Origin of the sequence: Mesorhizobium sp. ANAO-SY3R2, from assembly GCF_042466635.1 — a bacterium.
Lineage (GTDB): Bacteria > Pseudomonadota > Alphaproteobacteria > Rhizobiales > Rhizobiaceae > Aminobacter.
The window spans coordinates 4,102,867-4,120,086 of the sequence record NZ_CP159955.1; the positions used below are offsets into that span (position 1 = coordinate 4,102,867).

Consider the following 17,220-nt stretch of genomic DNA (forward strand, 5'->3'; position numbering starts at 1 on the left):
GGCTGCGCCGGGGGATCATTGTCAGACTTGCACAGTCGCCGAAGCTTAGAACGCCAGGCGGACGCCCATGCGGCCACCATAGTTCTGATAGTCGTTGCCGACCGATGCAGTGCCTTCGACGAAACCGTTCAGGCCGGCTTCCGACACCAGCGTGGCGCCCAGCTGGAACTGGCCGTAGGCATCGACCGGATCGTTGGCCAACACGCTGGTTGACGTGCCGGTATCGAAGCGCACACCATCCTTGCCTTCGAACTCGTTCACCAGATGGGCGCCGAGGTAGAAGGTGGCGATGCCGGCGCCAACAGGCGTAGCCCCGCCAATGCGGGCGCCGATCTTGCCGCGAAGACTGTTCGCCGCGTCGAAATCAACCGTCGCACCCGCTGCCGCGAGCGTGTCCAGGTCGGTGTGGCTGTAGGCCAGGCTGGCGACAGGCTCCAAGAAGAAGCCTTCGTTGCCGAAGCGCGCGCCGGCCTCGAGCTGGAGACCGTAGGCCCCGCCGTCGAGTTTTTCGGTGAAGCCACCCGTCACGCTGTCGATCTTGGCCTCGAACAGGTCGTACTTGGCCAGGCCGTTGACGAAGTAGTTGCCCCAATGACCCTGGGCATAGGCACCCAGGTTGAGGGCGTCATAGTCGGTCCGGTCGTTGGTTCCCGCGAACTTCAGCGCCGAGGCGAGATAGCCGCCGGTCACACCATAGGTCACACCGCCGAGCGTGCCGAGATCGGCACCGACCTGCCCGCCGACATGCTTCTGGCGATAGGAGATGTCGAAATCGCCGGCGCTTGCGCTATAGGTCTGGTCGCGCTCGTCGGCCGAGCTGTAGAACTGGGCCCACAGGCGTCCCTGCTCCTCGGCATCCTTGGCCGGATCACGCAAGCTTGCCGTCCGTGCCGACCAGGCGTCGGCGGACTGCCGCCACAGCGCCTGCGCGCCCTCGTTGACCTTGAGCATCTGGAACAGGCCGAGGCCTTCAGACGCGGAGATGTAGAAGTCGTCGGCCAGGCCGTCGTAATTGATGGCGTAGTGCGCGAAGCCGCCATTGACCGTTTCAGGCGCCAGGACAAAGGCACTGGCCGCCGATCCGCCCGCGGCATCGACCAGCGTCAGCGTGCGCCCCGGCAGCATTGCACCGCCGCGCAGCGAATTCAGGGCGATCGTGGTGGTGCCGGTGGCGGTTCCTCCGATGACCAGTTGGTCGTGCGTCACCCCGCCGGAGTTGGCGCCGATGTCGAGCACAAGCCGTCCATTGGTGCCGGCATAGTCGCCCGAAAGCGTCAGCACGTCGCCCGCGCGATTGTTGGCCATGGTGACCAGACTGGAATTTTCGAAGCGCTCGAGATCCTGCAGCGACGCGCTGGCAAGCAGGCTGACAGTGCCGGTGTTCACGAAGAGGTCGTTGCCGTCCGAGAACCCGCTGGTGCCGGAGAGCTTGAACGTGCCGCTGTTGGTGATGAGGTCGTCGCCCAGGTCGAAGAACCATCTGCCGATGAACGTGCCGGAATTGTTCAGCCTGGTAGCGCCGCCGCCGCCCGTGATGAGCGTCGGCACCGAAGTCGCACTGATAAGACCCGCATTGTCGATCAGCACGTTAGTGCCTGTGGCGAATATTGCCGTGCTCGTTCCGCTGATGCTGCTCACCTCGCCGCCGGCAAGGATGTCAATGCGCGTATCGCCTGTACTTCCAGCGTACACGATCTCCTCGGCTTGGCCACGCACCTTGCCTGCAATCCGGACCGCCGTGTCGCCGTTTCTGGTTTCGGCGCTGATGGCACGGCCGTCGCGGACATAGACATTGCCGACATCGATCTGAACCGGCCCGGACGTGATTTCCGCTATGATACCGTCGCTGCCGTCGCCCGTGACCTCGAGATTGCGAACCCTGAGGTCGATCTCCGCGGTATCGGAGATAACGATGCCATCGGCCCTGTAGCCGGATACGGAAACGGAATCGGCGATCACAGTGGTGGCGGCGCCGCCGCTGGCCACGATGCCATGCGCGTTTTCGCCGCGAACGGCGATCGTGCCGGTGTTGACGATTTTGACCTTGCCGGAGGTGCTGTACGCTTCGATGCCGTGGGCATCGTCCCGAGCGGTGTCGATGTTCCCGGCCGTGACGTCAACGTCGCCGCTGTCGCTGGAAGCGCGGATACCCTTGGCGGATTTACCTTCCGTCGTGATGGTGCCGTTCGCGACGACAGTCAGGTTGCCGCTGCCCGAGTTCGCCGTGATGCCGTCGCTCCCGCGGCCTATGGTGTTGATGTCGTTGACCGTGATGTCGACATCGCCGTCGGTCGTGACGCTGACCCCGTCGCTGTTTCTGCCTGTCGTGGAGATCGTGCCGTGCGCATTGACCGTGACGGCCCCTGTGGCGGACGTGGCAAGGATGGCGTCTGCCAAGTCTCCGCCAGTGGCAACCGAGCCGACGTCGATGGCGATCGGACCGGAGGTCGTCTCTGCCGAAATGCCGCGGCTTTCTTCCCCTTGGGTGACAATGGAGTTCACCTTCAGGTCGATGCCGCCGGTGTCGGACGCAGCGAAGACCCCGGTGGCAAATCCTGCCTGCGACGTCACCGTGTCGGCGACCAGCGTCAGGTCGCCGTTGACGCTACGCAGGTCGATTACATAGCCTTCGCCTGTCGTGGAGGCCGATCCGACCCTGGCATTGACATTACCCACTGTCGAGAAGCCATTGATGGCGTTGCCACCCACGCCGCCCGCGGTGGCGGACACCACATCGATCACCACGTTGCCCAGATTGCTTTGCGCAAGTACGGCCACGCCGTCGGCCGTCGTCACGTTGCCCGTGCTGGTCACGGTGATATCGCCGGCGTCCGCATTCGCCGAAATGGCGGTGGACCCAGCACCTGTTGTCGAGATGGTGCCGCTGTTGCCGATGACGATGTCGCCCTGGTCGGTCTTGGCCCAGATGGCTTCGGCGCTCGCCCCTGTTGTTCTCAACGTCCCCGTATTGGTGACACGGACATCCTTGGTAGCGCTCTCGGCAGCGATAGCCACCGCATCGTCGCCGGTGGTGGTCACCGTGCCGCCGTTGGTCACCGTCACGGCGCCATCCGGGCTTGTAGCCATGATGCCGTGGCTGTCGTTGCCCGTGGTGGCGATGATGCCGGAGTTTCCGACGGTCACGCCGCCCTGGCTGCTGGTGGCGAAGATCGCGATCGACCGGTCGCCGCTCGTGCCCACCGATCCGGAATTCGTCGCCGAAAGCGCGCCCGCGGTACCCTCGACGAAAATGCCGGCGGAATCGTCGCCGGCCGTGGTCATCGTACCGCTGTTGGTCGCTGACACGGTGCCATTGGTGGACGACGCACGGACGCCATGACTGGTGCCGCCGGTCGTGGACACCCGGCCGGTGGTGGTGACCCCGACGTTGCCCCAACTGGAGCTCGCCCTGATAGCCGTGGCGTCGTCGCCAACCGTAGAGGCGTCACCAACGGTGACATCGATGTCGCCACCGCCGGTCGAGGTGAGTACCCCGTTGCTGCGTGCGCCCTGGGTCGCAACCGAGGCGACATCAATGTCAACGAAGCCGGCATCGGTGGAATGGGCGTAGATTGCGTGGCTGTCCGCACCGAGCGTTGCCACGGAATTGACGTCTATATCGACGTCGCCACCGGTACTGGCCCCGATGCCGTGGCTGGCGTTGCCCCTGGTCTCGATGTGGCCGACGCCGCTGATCGTGACGGTCCCGAAGCCGGCGCTGAAGGCGTCGATGCCCCAGGCGTGGTCGCCCGTCGTGGTGATCGAATGGGCGTCGACGGAAATCGGACCGTCATAGGTCAACGCGACGATGCCCTCGTCCACGCTTTCGATTGTGCCGGCAGTGACGGAGATGGAGGAATCGCCGACAACGTTGAGTCCCGTGCCTGCCGACGTGATGCTGTTGACGTTGACGATCGTGTTCGTCGCATCCGCGCCGACCCACACGGCCGTCGTACCGGCAGCGTCGGTAACGACACGCCCCTGCAGGTCGAGGGTGAGCAGGCTGCCCGCGCCAGAAACGGAAATTCCGATGCCGGGCGCTGTCGTGTGGACCAGCCCATCCGCGGTCAGAACAAATGTCAGATTTTGGCCACCGGCTGCATAAGCAATTCCTGACGCGTACGGGTTGCCGGCGGCGGTGCAGGTGACGATGCCACCCAGCGGCACACCGCCGCATTCATCGGCGGCCAGCGCCACGCCGGGCATGGTCAGCGGCATCACCACGCCCGCCAGGGCCGTGCCGATCCGCAACCGCGAACGCAACGATGAGAGCGCAGCGTCGTGTAGCCGCCGCTTCTCGTGCGCGGATTGTGGTGCAGTTCTCGTCATAGCCTATGCCCCTGATCATCATGGCCGATTTCGGGGCAGATTCGGCGAGCTTGCCGTTCGGTCGATCCTTCCACCCGTAGGGCTGCCTATTTATCGGGCGGCGAAGGTCTGCGACAGGAACGAGATGGAACGAGATGTAACGAAATGGAACGAAAGCCGTTGCGCACCGGCATCACCACTCCCATTCCGCATGGAGAGGCCGGTGCGTGAAACCAACCTGCCGGCATTGACCAGCGGCGACTTCGCGGCCGAGCAAGAAAGCCCGCGTCCGGCCGGCTGCCTTTTCGGGACTAATTGGCGCCTCCCTTCAGGGTTGCGGGAATTGGCTATTGCAACGGCGGATACTTCCATCATCGCTTCAATTGTGCCAACAATGACGCGCTGGCGGTCTCCAAAGTCATGTTCATGCACGTGCATGTGGATCATCGAACTCAGTCATCACGCCAGGCGCGACATCGTCATTTGAAACCGGGGAAACCAGCTATCCGGCTCCACATTGCAATCGCTATGGAGGCATAGGCCACCCATTCCTTTGTTCGAATGTGATGCGAGCACTGTCCATTGCAGGAATTCGTCGGGAGACAATAGTTGACCATCGATTCTTATCTGGCCACCGGTGCATGTCTGATCGACCATCGTTCCGGCCGCCGCTACGATCGCACGGTCGTGCAAAATGCAGTCTGGGACCGGGCCAGGGAGCTTGGCGAAGCGGACGCAAGGCCTGGCGACCTCGTCGTTCTCGCCCATGGCGATGGTGCAGCCTTGCTTGTCGATCTTCTGGCGGTGTGGTCATGCGGCGCAGCAGCTGTGGTCGTTTCGCATGGCATCACGCCCGAGGAGCGCGCAATCGTGCGCGACACGACCGCGCCGCGTGCGTGGATCGGTCATGCCGCACCGGACGGTGTGGCGACCTTGGCGCCGGCGCAGTTCGTGACGAACGCTGCGGTGCCCGTCCGATCGGTGGCGCGGCTCGACGACCTGGCGCTCGTCATGATGACATCAGGCACCACGAGCCGACCCAAGGGCGTGATGCTCACGCATCGGGCGGTGCAGGCGAGGCTTGCACTCAACATCGCGCATATCGGCCGCGAAGACCTTGCCGTCGCACTCACCGTTTTGCCGATGCATTTTGGCCATGGGCTCATCGGCAATACGCTGACGGCGCTGGCAGCAGGCGCCCGGCTGGTCCTCTGGCCGGAGCCGGGGCCAACGGGGCTGCATGCGCTGGGCCATGTCGTCGACGAGTATGGCGTAACCTTCATGAGCTCGGTGCCGTCGCTGTGGCGTGTCGCGCTCAAGCTTTCGCAGCCACCGAAACGCGGCACATTGCGGCGCGTGCACGTCGGTTCGGCGCCGTTGGTGGCATCGCTGTGGACGGATATCGCGGCCTGGAGCGGAACAAATCGCGTGGTCAACATGTATGGGATCACCGAGACGGCCAACTGGATCGGCGGCCGCAGCGCCGAGGAAGGCGGTCTTGCGGACGGTATCGTCGGGCGGCCGTGGGGCGGCGCATTTCGGGTTCGTCTTGATGACGGCAGCTTCGCGGCGCTCGGCCGTGGCGAGGTGGCTGTCAATTCGCCCAGCCTGATGGCAGGCTATCTCAACCGCCCCGACCTCACCGACCTGAGCCTGTCGGGCGACTGGTTTCTCACCGGGGATATGGGCGAGATCGATGGCGACGGGGTGCTGCGTCTCGTCGGCCGCAGCAAGCATGAGATCAATCGCGGCGGCATCAAGATACCGGCGGAGGAGATCGATGCGCTGCTGGAGCGTCACCCTGGTGTCGTCGAGGCCTGCGCCTTTGCACTGCACGATCCCCTCAGCGGCGAGACTGTCGCGGCCGCGGTCGTGACGGAGCCTCATGCGGCCATCGACACAAGGGCAATCCGTGCCTGGTGCGAGACGCGCATCCGCCGCGAGGCGCTGCCATCGCGCCTCTTCATCCTCGATGCCTTGCCGCGCACCGACCGCGGCAAGCTCAATCGTGACGTCGTCAGGGACGCCTGCATTTCCGCGGGAAGTGGACAGCCGACATGACAAGCCATCCGACATCCATCAAGGCAATCGAACTCACCACCGAGCGCTTCGTGCTGCGGCCCATCGAACCTGTCGCCTTTGCGCGACGGACCCTGCATTGGACGACCGACCGCCAGGCCTTCGTGGATCTGGCATGGAAGACCGACGGCTGGACGATGTGGCGCTGGTGGCGCCATGTGCGCAAACTCGCGCGCAAGGATCGCATGGGCCACGGCATCTGGCCGAAAGGTGCCACCGAAGCCATCGGGCTGCATATGGTCACCTATCAGCCGGCGACAGGCAACATAACCTTCGGTGTGCTGATCGCGGACCATGGCTGGCGGGGCAAGGGCGCCGTCGTCGAGGTGCGCGAGGCGGTTCTGGGGGACTGCTTCGAGCGCCTTGGCGTGCATCGAGCGACCGGATGGGTCAATGCCCGCAACTTCGCATCGCTGTACAACTATCAACGGCTGGGCTTCAGGCGCGAAGCGGCTTTGCGCGAGAGCTTCGTACAATTGGATGGTTCGCTCGTCGATCAACTCGGATTCGGACTCCTGCGTTCCGAATGGTTCGATCGGCTCGGAAAACAGAAATCACACCAGCGCGAGGATCGTACATGAGCGATACACATCTCGACGCAGCCCGTGCCTTGGTGGCAGGGGTGCTCGAACTTCCGCTAGAGGCTGTTCCGCTCGACGGCAGTGTCGACACGATCCCGGCGTGGGACAGCGTTACACATGTGCGGATTCTGTTGGCGATCGAAGCGGAGACCGGACATCTCCTCGACAGCGAACTGATTGCGACGCTGAGTTCGGTCAGCGATGTGGCGCGGGCTCTCGCGGGAAAGGCGCCGGACAAGTAGGGAGTTCTGATACTCAGATGTTGTCAGGAAGCGAGAGTTCTACAGCGCCGCGCGTCCGATTGGACGCGCAAAGGACGCATTCTGATTTTCGCTACGCGGACCTTCGGTTCGGGTCTGCACTAGACCAAATCCAGTCCTTGCGCGCTGATGCTCGCGCCATCCAGGCGCACGCCAAACCCACCGCAGTCCGATGAGATGCGGCGGGCGAAAGGGTCAAGGCCTGCTGTTATGTCTTCGGGCCGGTGGTAGGAACTATTGCCGTCACAGCCTGCAGGGTAACTGCAGATTTTGCATATTCCGGCTTCGTATATTTCTTCAATGCCAAAATACTTCCCACCGTTGCTGACGCGTATTTGACAAAAAGTCATAGCGGAAGGCAATTCATGACAAATCGCCTTCCGCCAGTCGAGACCTAAGCCTATTTATGATTATTGAAGCCTGTCGTATTCCCCTTGGCAGTCACAGCCTGAAGCGTGATCTGCGATTTGACCAAGGCTGGCTTGATATACACGCGTTTCATGCGGCTCTCTCCTCATTGAAGATACAGCTTAAACCACAGGATATATCCATGAATATTTTGCAACTCTAATATTAGGAGATGCTTGTAGTCAAGGGGGCAGCGCTGCAGCGTCATCACTTGCTTTTTCAAGCTGTGTCAGAGCGTTTCCTGTCAACACAAGGCCCGGCGCGTAGGCGCGCCAATCCGGTTGGCGGACCAACTTGAGATTGCAAGACCAGAACCCCGCAGGGGCGACCGCTTCCGATTGGGTCGCAACGCCACCCAATCGTGGCCAGCGCGTCGAGGCGCACGCGTCCTGAGGCGGATGGGAAACCGTGCCATGCAAGCCGGTTGGCAGGGCAGTTGTCGCCAGAACTCGCGCAGCTTTTGCCGAGGGCAAGGAAAGGTAGCGCGCCGCAGTCCTAAGGCTACGCGATCAGCTGCGAGGCAACCATCTCGTCCGTGTCGAAACCGGACGCAATCACGCCGAGGGCGAGTTTTCTGGTGGCTGGGTGCTTGAACTTCCAGCAGAGGTCATGCTGCACGACGCCAGCGTCGGTACAATTCCGGCGTGTGACAGCCTTGCGCATATGCGGGTTCGCTGGGCGATCGAAGCGGAAACCGGCCGGATGCTCGATTGCGAAATCGAGCTACGAATTCATAGCTACAGTGCTTTCGATCGGCGATGTGGCGCCGGCACTCGCGCCAACAGGTCTCACCAAATTGGGGAAGGCCAGAGACTGCTAAGGTGTCAGAAACGGAGCTTGATACACGTTGAAGGCCGCACCTCTCGGGCGCAAGCCAAACCCGCCGCTGTCCCATGAGATGCGGCGGGCCGACGGCCGGTCAGGCTTGCCATTAAGGAAGGAAGGGACCGGTGCTTCCACCGCTGGCGGTCACGGCCTGCAGCGTGACTTGCGACTTGACCAAGACCGGTTTGACATAGACGCGTTTCATGCGGGCTCTCCTGATAGTAGATACGGATTAAATCATAAGATGTATCCGTGAGTGCGCGGCAACCCTATAGTGAGGAAACACGAAACGTCAAGGTTGTGACCTTGTCGTGGCCTTCGCGTGCGGCGATTGTAGGCTTTTGCCGTGAGAGCGCTTGCGGCTTTTGCAGGGCCAAGGACAAGCGCGCCATGAAGTGGTTGTCGACAGCCGCGGCCGGTTGACCGTCTGCCGCGCATTGCAGTGGCCTCAGGAACGGCCCCCGCCTTCAACAGCGTGCGGTAGCGCCTCACGCCGGCTTTCCAGTTATCCGCGACAGCCGTCGATACATCTAGCGTTGCGGCAGCCGCCGCCATCTGTGGCTGCTCTTGGCCGACAGAACCATGGCGGCGTGATCAATCTTTGTTCCACTTCCGCCCAGGGGGCCGGCCCGAGTCCGCCGAAAAGCGTCCGGCTTGGCTCGCAGCCATAGTGCCTGTGGGCAAGGGCGCAGCATCGTGGCGACCGGTAACAGGGCGCCGGACCTCAAGGTGCGCTGGCGTAGCTCGTTGGGATCGACCCGCTGCGCGCCACCATCAGACCATCGACGACATATTGCAGCCGGCCGAAGAGGCGCGAGGTTGCGCCTTGAAGAGCGCACAAGACGACCTTGACGGCGGGCGTTGCTCTCGCCGCTGCGAGGGCCGCGCTTCTCAGACGCAGGCCAAACCCGCCGCAGTCCTGTGAGACGCGGCGAGCAGATGGGCGGCTGGGCCTGCTGTTATTCTGGCAGCGTCGGCTCTCCTGGACCGCTGATCGTACCGGCGGTCACAGCCTGCAGCTTGAGCAGCGATTTGACCAGGACTGGTTTAATGTAGGCGCGTTTCATGCGGACTCTCCTGACAGGATACACAACTTAAACCATAGGGTGCGCGTGTCAGCGCCATGCAACCTTACAGAGAATATCGATGGCGCGTCAAGGTTGAGGCGCAGCCTCGGCGCTAGCGAGACGCGTCTGCCGCATATTGTCATGAGCGCGCGCGGTCTTTGCTGCGCATATAGAGATACGCCCATCAAGCGGGCATCGACAGCCGCAGTCGGTTGATTGCCTGCCGCGCATTGCAGCGGCTTGGGGAACGGCTCCCGCGATGAACAGTGCGCGCTACAGCGCCTTACGCAGGCTTTCCAGTCATGCGCAACAGCCGCCGATACATGTAGCGTTGCGGCAGAAGCCGCCATCTGTGGCTGCTCTTGGCCGACAGAACCATGGCGGGCGTGATCAGCCTTCGTTCCACGTCCGCCCAGGGGATCGGTCCGAGCGCGCCGAGAAGCGCCCGGCTTGCCTCGCAGCCATAGAGCCTGTGGGCGAGGCGTAGCATCGTGGCGACCGGCAGCAGGGCGCCGGACCTCAAGGTGCGCCCGCGGAGTTCGTCGGGATCGACGCCGCTGCGCGCCACCATCAGGCCATCGACGACATATTGCAGCCGGCCGAAGAGATGCGAGGTCGCGCCATGAAGAGCGCACAGGACTAGCTTGGCGGCGGGCGTTGTTCCCCCTGCTTCGGGGGCCGCGTAAAGGTCGTAGGTCAGGGTCTGCCGTGCGCGAAGTTCCGGTGCATGGACAAGGTCGGTGTGAACCTCGACCAGAATGACCCCACCATGGGCGTCGGGACGCGTCCATTGCCGTTCGGTGTGTTCAAGACGCTTCTTGTCGGGCATATGGGCGGTGAAGCCGCGGCTCGCCAGAATCTGGCCCAGTGCCTCCTCCGCCTGCGGTCTGACCAGCAAGTCGATGTCGGAGAACGTGCGGGCGTGAAGGCCGCCATAGGCGTTTTCGGCGAGGTCGACGCCCTTTATCAGGACGGCGGGCAGCGCGGATTCTGCGACATCGGACAGGATTTCGCGCGCGGCATTGGAGAGCAAGACGGCGCGCGCCACATCCTGAAGCCGCAGATCGTTGGCGCGGGCCATCAGCGCATCGGTTGCGGTGCGGGTGCGTGCGGGCTCTCCGGACACGAAGGCTTCCGGGGTCGCACGCAACTGCAGGCCAAGGTTGCGGACCAGGCTGGGGCGGATGTTGTGGCGCCCCGCGGCGTCGAGGATTTTGGGCAACAGCGCCAGTTCGGCATCCGCAAAAGGTGCCGGCGACCACAGCGGATTGGGTCCGCTCGGATCGGACAGCCTCGCCAGCCACGCTTCGAGCTTGCTTGTCATGGCAAATCCCTCTGGGGATGCGTAGAGCGGTTCATCGCCGCGGCAACGAGCGCCGGCAATGTCGCAAGCTCAGTGCCGGCTGAAATGACGAAGGTCGGGACCTGGGCGACCGTCTGGGCGAAAGCACTGAACCGCCCGATTGCCCGCGGGACCATGCCGGCAGCGCGCCAGGCGACGTTGTCATGGGCGATGGCGAACAGCATCTCCGACTTCGGCAGCGGCGAGATGCTATGGTCGCCTGTCGAGCGCGGCCCAAGCTGGAAGATGGCCGCCAGCTCTACCGGCTCTCGCCAAGCCGCCACGTCGATGCGATCAGCAAGACTGTCGAGTGACAATCCTTGCTCCCCATTCTTGTCCCAGCGATCCGGCAATTTCCCGAGCCAGGGCAGCAGTTCGGCGGTCCTGCGATGTACCTTGAGGGGGCGCGGAAATCCCCAGACACGAGGGCCGGCGGCATCGGGGATCAGACCGCTGGCGTCGTCGGTCAGCAGCGAGAATCCATCATGGGCTAGCGCCAACGCCGTCGTCGTCTTGCCGCCTCCCGATGGAACGCAGACAAGCGCCGCCCGCCCCGACCGCTTGTCGATCAAGCAGGCGGCGTGAACCAAATGCCGGCCTGTGGCCATGAGCGCTGCATCGGTGACGAGCATGACGGCGGAGCCGAAGAAATGCGAATGGCTCCCCGGCCGGAACTCGGCGAGGGCCTTGCGTCCGATATGGTCGATGACGAGGACGCCGCCGCCGTCGACCTCGAGCACGGCCGATCCGTCGGACTCGAACACCCGTCCCATATGTCCGTCGGGTAGTTGGCCCTCCCAGGTGAGCGGCCATCCGCCGGTCCAGGCCGGGGTGTCGGTTTCCCGGATCGTCAACTCGAAATCGGGTGACGTGCCCGCATCGTCACGGACAAAGCCCAAAAAGGCCTGGCGCAGCCTATCGATCCAGGATCCGTCATCCGCGGTCACCTTGAACCGCGAGCCGGCGAAATCCAGCAGGATGGCTGCTTCAGTCATGAACGAGGCTCGCCAGTTGTACCGTTTGTTGCGCGGGTGCGGCGGTGCGCCCGTCATAGGAGAAAAGATCGAGCATGGGTTCTTGCGGCGGGTTCATGACCGTCTGCCCTTCAAGGCTGACCCAGCAATGGGCGCGCGGCCGGGTCGTGAGCGCAGTTTTCGGCACAATGGCGAAATGCAGGACGGGCCTGTGGCCGCTCAGGGCGAGATAGTGAAACGCCAAAAGTCCCTCGCGCAGACAGCGCCGCCCGCGCATCCGCCAGGGTCGTGCGACGACGGCCTTCACCGCGGCAACCACCTCGCCGGGCGGCATGTCGCCATAGGCGCGCATCCCGGGATCGGGCGTGGCGCGCTGAAGAATTTCCGTCAACGGCCGCTTCTTCGTGAATGCCGGCATGAGCCTGGCGGCGATCCACAGGTTCCATCGGAATGGCAACCGTGCGGAGGGAAACGGCATCATGGGGCGACGACAACCAGGGACTCGGCGGCTAGGCCGTTGGCGACCTCGATCAGGTCAGCCAGCACAATTTCCGGTTCCACGTCGAAAACGTGAACCATCCGCCCGGCAATGTCGGCGACACTGCGTTCGCCGTCGAGTTCCTGCAGGAAGCTCAGCGTGGTGTCGTTGACGGTGTACATCTCTCCGGTATCGATTCTGAGCAGCACGCCTCCGTCTTCCTCGCCGAGCGATTGCAACGAGACATGTGACGGCAAAGCCAGCCGTGTGGCGGGCGATACGGCGAGCAAGGCTGTGGGGGTTGGCATTTGCGGCTCCTTTGCGTCATCCCGTCGCAAGAGTTCAATGCATGGTTGCAAACCATGCCGCATACAGCCGTTTTGCGCAAGATGGCCGCTGGCGATCCGAGGATGCCCAAATGGCCGGTCGCTCCCATCAGGGATTTTCTGTTATCGTCTGGTCGTGGCCTGCAGGGGTGACCGTAGCATGAGCGCATCCGCCTATTTCGGCTGGGCCTTGGTTGTCGTGCCCATTGCACTGCAGATTGTCTATTGCGTCCGTGCGCTGCTGCGCCCGCACCGCGAGCCGGCATCGCGCCTCGCCTGGGTGGTGGTGATCGTGGTGGCGCCTGTCGTGGGCGTAGTTGCCTACATATTGTTCGGCGACACCAATGTCGGCCGTCGCCGCATCGCCAGGCTGCGCGATGCGCTCCGACGCTTGCCATCGCTCACCGAGATCAACGCGGCGGATATGGACGGGGAGGGCCAGCCGCGCGTGCCCGAGCGCTACGCGCTGCTGTACCGGGTAGGTGAATCGATCAGCAACTATCCCCCTGTCGGCGCAAACCGGGCGCAACTCATGCGCGATTCCGACACGACGATCGACGCCATCATAGCCGACATCGACGCCGCCACCGATCACGTGCACCTGCTGTTCTACATCTGGCTGCCCGACAATAACGGGCTCAAGATGGTCGAGGCGGTCAAGCGTGCGGCCAGGCGCGGCGTGACGTGCCGGGTGATGGTCGACGACATCGGTTCACGCCGGCTGATCCGTTCGCCGCACTGGTCGGAGATGGCTTCGGCCAAGGTCCTGACGGCGCGTGCCCTGCCGGTGGGAATTGCCCTGTTGCGGCCGTTCAAGGGGCGCGTCGACATGCGCAACCATCGCAAAATCGTCGTCATCGACAACAAGATCACCTACTGCGGCAGCCAGAATTGCGCCGACCCGGCCTTCACCATCAAGGCCAGATATGCACCCTGGGTCGACGTCATGATGCGCTTCGAAGGCCCGATCGTACTACAGAACCAGCATCTGTTTGCCAGCGACTGGATGGCCCATGTCAAGGAGGACCTCAGTCCGCTGATGCGCGAGCCGATGCCGCAGGCGGAACCCGGCTTCACCGCCCAGGTCATCGGCACCGGGGCCGCCGCGCGCTATTCGGCGATGCCCGAGATGTTCATATCCCTGATGAACGCCGCCCGGCGCGAGCTGGTCATTTCGACGCCCTACTACGTGCCTGACGAGCCGATCCAGGCGGCGTTGTGCGCCTGCGCCCACCGCGGCATCGCGACGTCGATCATTTTCCCGCAGCGCAACGATTCATGGATCGTTGCCGCCGCCAGTCGCAGTTACTATCGAGAGTTGCTCGATGCGGGCGTCGCGATACACGAATATGCCGGCGGCCTGCTTCACGCCAAGACGATGACGGTCGATGGCGAGGTGACGCTGATCGGCTCGGCCAATCTGGACCGGCGCAGTTTCGAACTCAATTTCGAAAACAACATTCTTTTCCATGACCCGGCGCTGACCGCCGAAATGCGCGCCCGCCAGCAGAGCTACATCGACGCTTCCATGCCCATCGACGACCGAATGGTGGCCAGATGGAGCAAACCGCACCAACTCTGGAACAATGCGATCGCGATGCTGGGGCCGGTTTTATAGCCGGCTAAGTCAGTCTAGGGCGCGGTCGAGATGGGTATAGCCGCCATCGACGAACAGCCATTGGCCGGTGGTGTGGCTCGCCTTGTCGGAGAGCAGGAAGATCACCGTATCGGCGATCTCCTCCGATGTCGTCATGCGCTGTCCGAGCGGGATGCGACGGGCGATCTCTTGGAGCCGTGCCGCGGGGTCGTCGAAGGTCTTCAGCCATTTCTCGTAGAGCGGCGTCATCACCTCGGCGGGAATGACCGCGTTGACGCGGATGCCGTCGTCGCGCAACGCCGCCGCCCATTCGCGCGTCAAGGACAGTTGCGCGCCCTTGGCGGCGGTGTAGCCGCTGGTGTTGCCCTGGCCAGTCAGCGCCGTCTTGGACGAGACGTTGACGATCGACCCGCGCGAGGCTTTCAGCCACGGCAGGCAGTGATGCGCTGTCGTGTAATAGTGAATCAGGTTGCGCTCGAGCGATCCGCGGAAGGCATCCGGGCCGGCGTCGAGGCCGACGCCGTCATTGATGCCGGCATTGTTGACCAGCCCGTCGATGCGGCCGAAGATTTTTGCCACCTCGGCGACCGCCGCCTCGATTTCCGGGTCGTGCATCAGCTCGACCTGGATGAACTTTGCACGCGGGGACGCAGCCTTGAGCTCCGCCGCGAAATCGTCGGCCAGCGGACTGCGGCCGAAGACGACGGGGATCGCGCCCTCGGCGGCAAGGCCGAGCGTGACCGCGCCGCCGATGCCCGCGCCGCCGCCGGTGACGATGACTACTTTGTCCCTGAGGCCTAGTTCCATCGCAGCCTCCGTCAGCCCCTGAACCGAAAATCTTCCAGCGTCGCCGGCTTCATCTCGATGGAAAAACCGGGCGCGCTGGGGGGCATGTAGGCGGCGTTGCTGACAACGCAGGGCTCCTTGAAGTGCTCGTGCAAATGGTCGACATACTCGACGACGCGGCCCTCGCGGGTGCCGGCAATGCAGACATAGTCGATCATCGCCAGGTGCTGCACATATTCACACAGGCCGACGCCGCCGGCATGCGGGCAGACCAGAAGGTTGTATTTCGCCGCCATCAGCAGCACGGCCAAAATCTCGTTGACGCCGCCGAGGCGGCAGGCGTCGATCTGCACCACGTCGATGGCGCCGCGCATGATGAACTGCTTGAACATGATGCGGTTCTGGCACATCTCGCCGGTGGCGACCTGGACCGGGGCAACGCCCTCGCGGATCTTGCGGTGGCCTTCGACGTCGTCGGGGCTGGTCGGCTCTTCGATGAACCAGGGTTTGGCGAAGGCGAGGTCGCGCACCCAGTCGATGGCCTGGTCGACCTCCCAGACCTGGTTGGCGTCGATCATCAGCTGGCGCTCGGGCCCGAGCACCTCGCGGGCGATGCGCAGGCGCCTGATGTCATCGGCCTTGTCGCGGCCGACCTTCATCTTGACGTGGTTGAAGCCGGCCTCGACCGCCTCGCGGCACAGCCGGCGCAGTTTTTCGTCGTCGTAGCCGAGCCAGCCGGCCGAGGTGGTGTAGCAGGGGTAGCCCTCGCGCTCGAGGATGGCGATCCGCTCGGCCTTGCCCGGCGCCTTCTCGCGCAGCATGGCGAGCGCTTCGTCCGGCGTGACGCAGTCGGTGATGTAGCGGAAGTCGATGCAGCGCACGAGTTCCTCGGGCGACATGTCGGCGACCAACTTCCACACCGGCTTGCCCGCCAACTTGGCCCAGATGTCCCAGACGGCGTTGACCACGGCACCTGTCGCCAGATGGATCGCGCCCTTGTCGGGCCCGATCCAGCGCAGCTGGCTGTCTGACGTGACATGGCGCCAGAAGGCGCCCATGTCGGCTGCAACCTTGTCCATGTCCAGCCCCACGACCAGGTGCCGCATCGCCTCGATCGCCGCACAGCAGATCTCGTTGCCGCGGCCGATGGTGAAGGTCAGGCCGTGACCTTCGATGCCTGGCGTGTCGGTCTTGAGGATGACATAGGCCGCCGAATAGTCGGGGTCCGGGTTCATCGCGTCGGAACCGTCGAGATGCCGAGAGGTCGGGAAGCGCAGGTCGAGCACCCGCATGTCGATGATGCTGGTCATGGTCGGGAATCCCTAAGGGGTTCAGGCGGCGACGACGCGCTGCCTCTGGGTGCCGAGGCCTTCGATGCCGAGGGTCATCGTCTGGCCGGCCTTGAGATAGACGGGTGGTTTCTGGCCGAGGCCGACGCCGGGCGGCGTGCCGGTGGAGATGACGTCGCCGGCCTGCAGGCTCATGAAGCGGCTGAGATAGGCGACGACCTGCTGGACGGAGAAGATCATGGTCTTCGTCGAGCCGTCCTGGAAACGCTTGCCGTCGACGTCGAGCCAGAGCGCGAGGTTCTGCGGATCGGCGATCTCGTCGGCGGTGACCATCCACGGGCCGGTCGGGCCAAACGTATCGCAGCCCTTGCCCTTGTCCCAGGTGCCGCCGCGCTCGATCTGGAATTCGCGCTCGGAGACGTCGTTGATGACGCAATAGCCGGCGACGTGGGACATGGCGTCGGCCTCGTCGATGTAGCGGCCGGGTTTGCCAATGACCACGCCGAGCTCGACTTCCCAGTCGGTCTTGACCGAGCCTCTGGGAATCTCGACGTCGTCGTCGGGGCCGACGATGGCGGAGGTCCACTTGTTGAAGACGATGGGTTCGGACGGGATGGCCGCACCCGTCTCTGCGGCGTGGTCGGCATAGTTGAGGCCGATGCAGACGAACTTGCCGATGCGGCCGACGCAGGCGCCGAGGCGCAGGTCCTGCTGCGGTGTGCCGGCAACGAGCGGCAGCGTGTCGGGATCGATGCCGCGCAGGCGGGCGAGGCCTTCGGGCAGGAGCACGTTGCCGGCGATGTCGTCGACGTGGCCGGAGAGGTCGCGGACGCGGCCGTCCTTGTCGAGGATGCCGGGCTTTTCGTTGCCCTTCGGGCCGTAGCGGAGCAGTTTCATCTG

14 protein-coding genes are annotated in these 17,220 nt (G+C 63.8%); 4 read left to right on the top strand and 10 right to left on the bottom strand.

Annotated features, from left to right (window positions below; translation table 11 throughout):
• Positions 1–45: 45 nt before the first annotated feature.
• Complete coding sequence (locus ABSY17_RS24495; protein WP_378946689.1) at positions 46–4,329, bottom strand: autotransporter domain-containing protein; 4,284 nt, start codon at positions 4,327–4,329, stop codon at positions 46–48.
• 90 nt (positions 4,330–4,419) lie between these two features.
• The gene (locus tag ABSY17_RS24500; protein ID WP_378946692.1) at positions 4,420–4,755 is read right to left on the bottom strand and encodes a hypothetical protein; all 336 of its coding nucleotides are present in this window, start codon (positions 4,753–4,755) and stop codon (positions 4,420–4,422) included.
• A gap of 162 nt (positions 4,756–4,917) precedes the next feature.
• Between ABSY17_RS24500 and ABSY17_RS24505 the strand changes: the two genes are divergently transcribed.
• From ABSY17_RS24505 to ABSY17_RS24515, 3 genes are read left to right on the top strand one after another with little or no spacing between them, the layout of a single operon-like run.
• Positions 4,918–6,369, top strand: a complete 1,452-nt coding sequence (locus tag ABSY17_RS24505) for a class I adenylate-forming enzyme family protein (RefSeq protein ID WP_378946695.1) — start codon at positions 4,918–4,920, stop codon at positions 6,367–6,369.
• Complete coding sequence (locus tag ABSY17_RS24510) at positions 6,366–6,968, top strand: GNAT family N-acetyltransferase (RefSeq protein ID WP_378946698.1); 603 nt, start codon at positions 6,366–6,368, stop codon at positions 6,966–6,968. Before ABSY17_RS24505 ends, ABSY17_RS24510 begins: the two co-directional genes overlap by 4 nt.
• The gene (locus ABSY17_RS24515) at positions 6,965–7,210 is read left to right on the top strand and encodes an acyl carrier protein (RefSeq protein ID WP_378946700.1); all 246 of its coding nucleotides are present in this window, start codon (positions 6,965–6,967) and stop codon (positions 7,208–7,210) included. The genes ABSY17_RS24510 and ABSY17_RS24515 overlap by 4 nt, the downstream gene beginning before the upstream one ends.
• Before the next feature lie 927 nt (positions 7,211–8,137).
• On the opposite strand, the gene ABSY17_RS24520 is transcribed toward ABSY17_RS24515, so the two are convergent.
• The 5 genes from ABSY17_RS24520 to ABSY17_RS24540 form a co-directional block, all read right to left on the bottom strand.
• On the bottom strand, positions 8,138–8,299 hold the full coding sequence (locus ABSY17_RS24520) for a hypothetical protein (protein WP_378946703.1): 162 nt from the start codon (positions 8,297–8,299) through the stop codon (positions 8,138–8,140).
• A 1,512-nt stretch (positions 8,300–9,811) separates the two neighbouring features.
• Complete coding sequence (locus ABSY17_RS24525) at positions 9,812–10,852, bottom strand: nucleotidyltransferase family protein (RefSeq protein WP_378946705.1); 1,041 nt, start codon at positions 10,850–10,852, stop codon at positions 9,812–9,814.
• Positions 10,849–11,865 carry a hypothetical protein gene (locus ABSY17_RS24530; RefSeq protein ID WP_378946708.1) on the bottom strand — a complete coding sequence of 339 codons (1,017 nt, stop codon included), beginning with the start codon at positions 11,863–11,865 and terminating at the stop codon, positions 10,849–10,851. The genes ABSY17_RS24525 and ABSY17_RS24530 overlap by 4 nt, the downstream gene beginning before the upstream one ends.
• The gene (locus ABSY17_RS24535) at positions 11,858–12,325 is read right to left on the bottom strand and encodes a lasso peptide biosynthesis B2 protein (protein ID WP_378946711.1); all 468 of its coding nucleotides are present in this window, start codon (positions 12,323–12,325) and stop codon (positions 11,858–11,860) included. Before ABSY17_RS24535 ends, ABSY17_RS24530 begins: the two co-directional genes overlap by 8 nt.
• The gene (locus tag ABSY17_RS24540; protein WP_378946714.1) at positions 12,322–12,630 is read right to left on the bottom strand and encodes a PqqD family protein; all 309 of its coding nucleotides are present in this window, start codon (positions 12,628–12,630) and stop codon (positions 12,322–12,324) included. Before ABSY17_RS24540 ends, ABSY17_RS24535 begins: the two co-directional genes overlap by 4 nt.
• A 178-nt stretch (positions 12,631–12,808) precedes the next feature.
• On the opposite strand from ABSY17_RS24540, the gene cls reads away from it, so the two are divergent.
• The gene (gene cls / locus ABSY17_RS24545; protein ID WP_378946717.1) at positions 12,809–14,266 is read left to right on the top strand and encodes a cardiolipin synthase; all 1,458 of its coding nucleotides are present in this window, start codon (positions 12,809–12,811) and stop codon (positions 14,264–14,266) included.
• 9 nt (positions 14,267–14,275) lie between these two features.
• Here cls and ABSY17_RS24550 read toward each other — a convergent pair whose 3' ends face one another.
• The 3 genes from ABSY17_RS24550 to ABSY17_RS24560 are packed head-to-tail and all read right to left on the bottom strand — an operon-like array spanning position 14,276 to position 17,217.
• Complete coding sequence (locus ABSY17_RS24550) at positions 14,276–15,052, bottom strand: SDR family oxidoreductase (protein ID WP_378946720.1); 777 nt, start codon at positions 15,050–15,052, stop codon at positions 14,276–14,278.
• 11 nt (positions 15,053–15,063) lie between these two features.
• Positions 15,064–16,341: an L-fuconate dehydratase gene (locus ABSY17_RS24555; RefSeq protein WP_378946722.1), complete on the bottom strand. Its 1,278-nt coding sequence runs from the start codon at positions 16,339–16,341 to the stop codon at positions 15,064–15,066.
• A gap of 21 nt (positions 16,342–16,362) precedes the next feature.
• Positions 16,363–17,217 (bottom strand): fumarylacetoacetate hydrolase family protein, encoded by an 855-nt coding sequence (locus tag ABSY17_RS24560; protein WP_378946725.1) that lies wholly within the window; start codon positions 17,215–17,217, stop codon positions 16,363–16,365.
• Between the last annotated feature and the right edge of the window lie 3 nt (positions 17,218–17,220).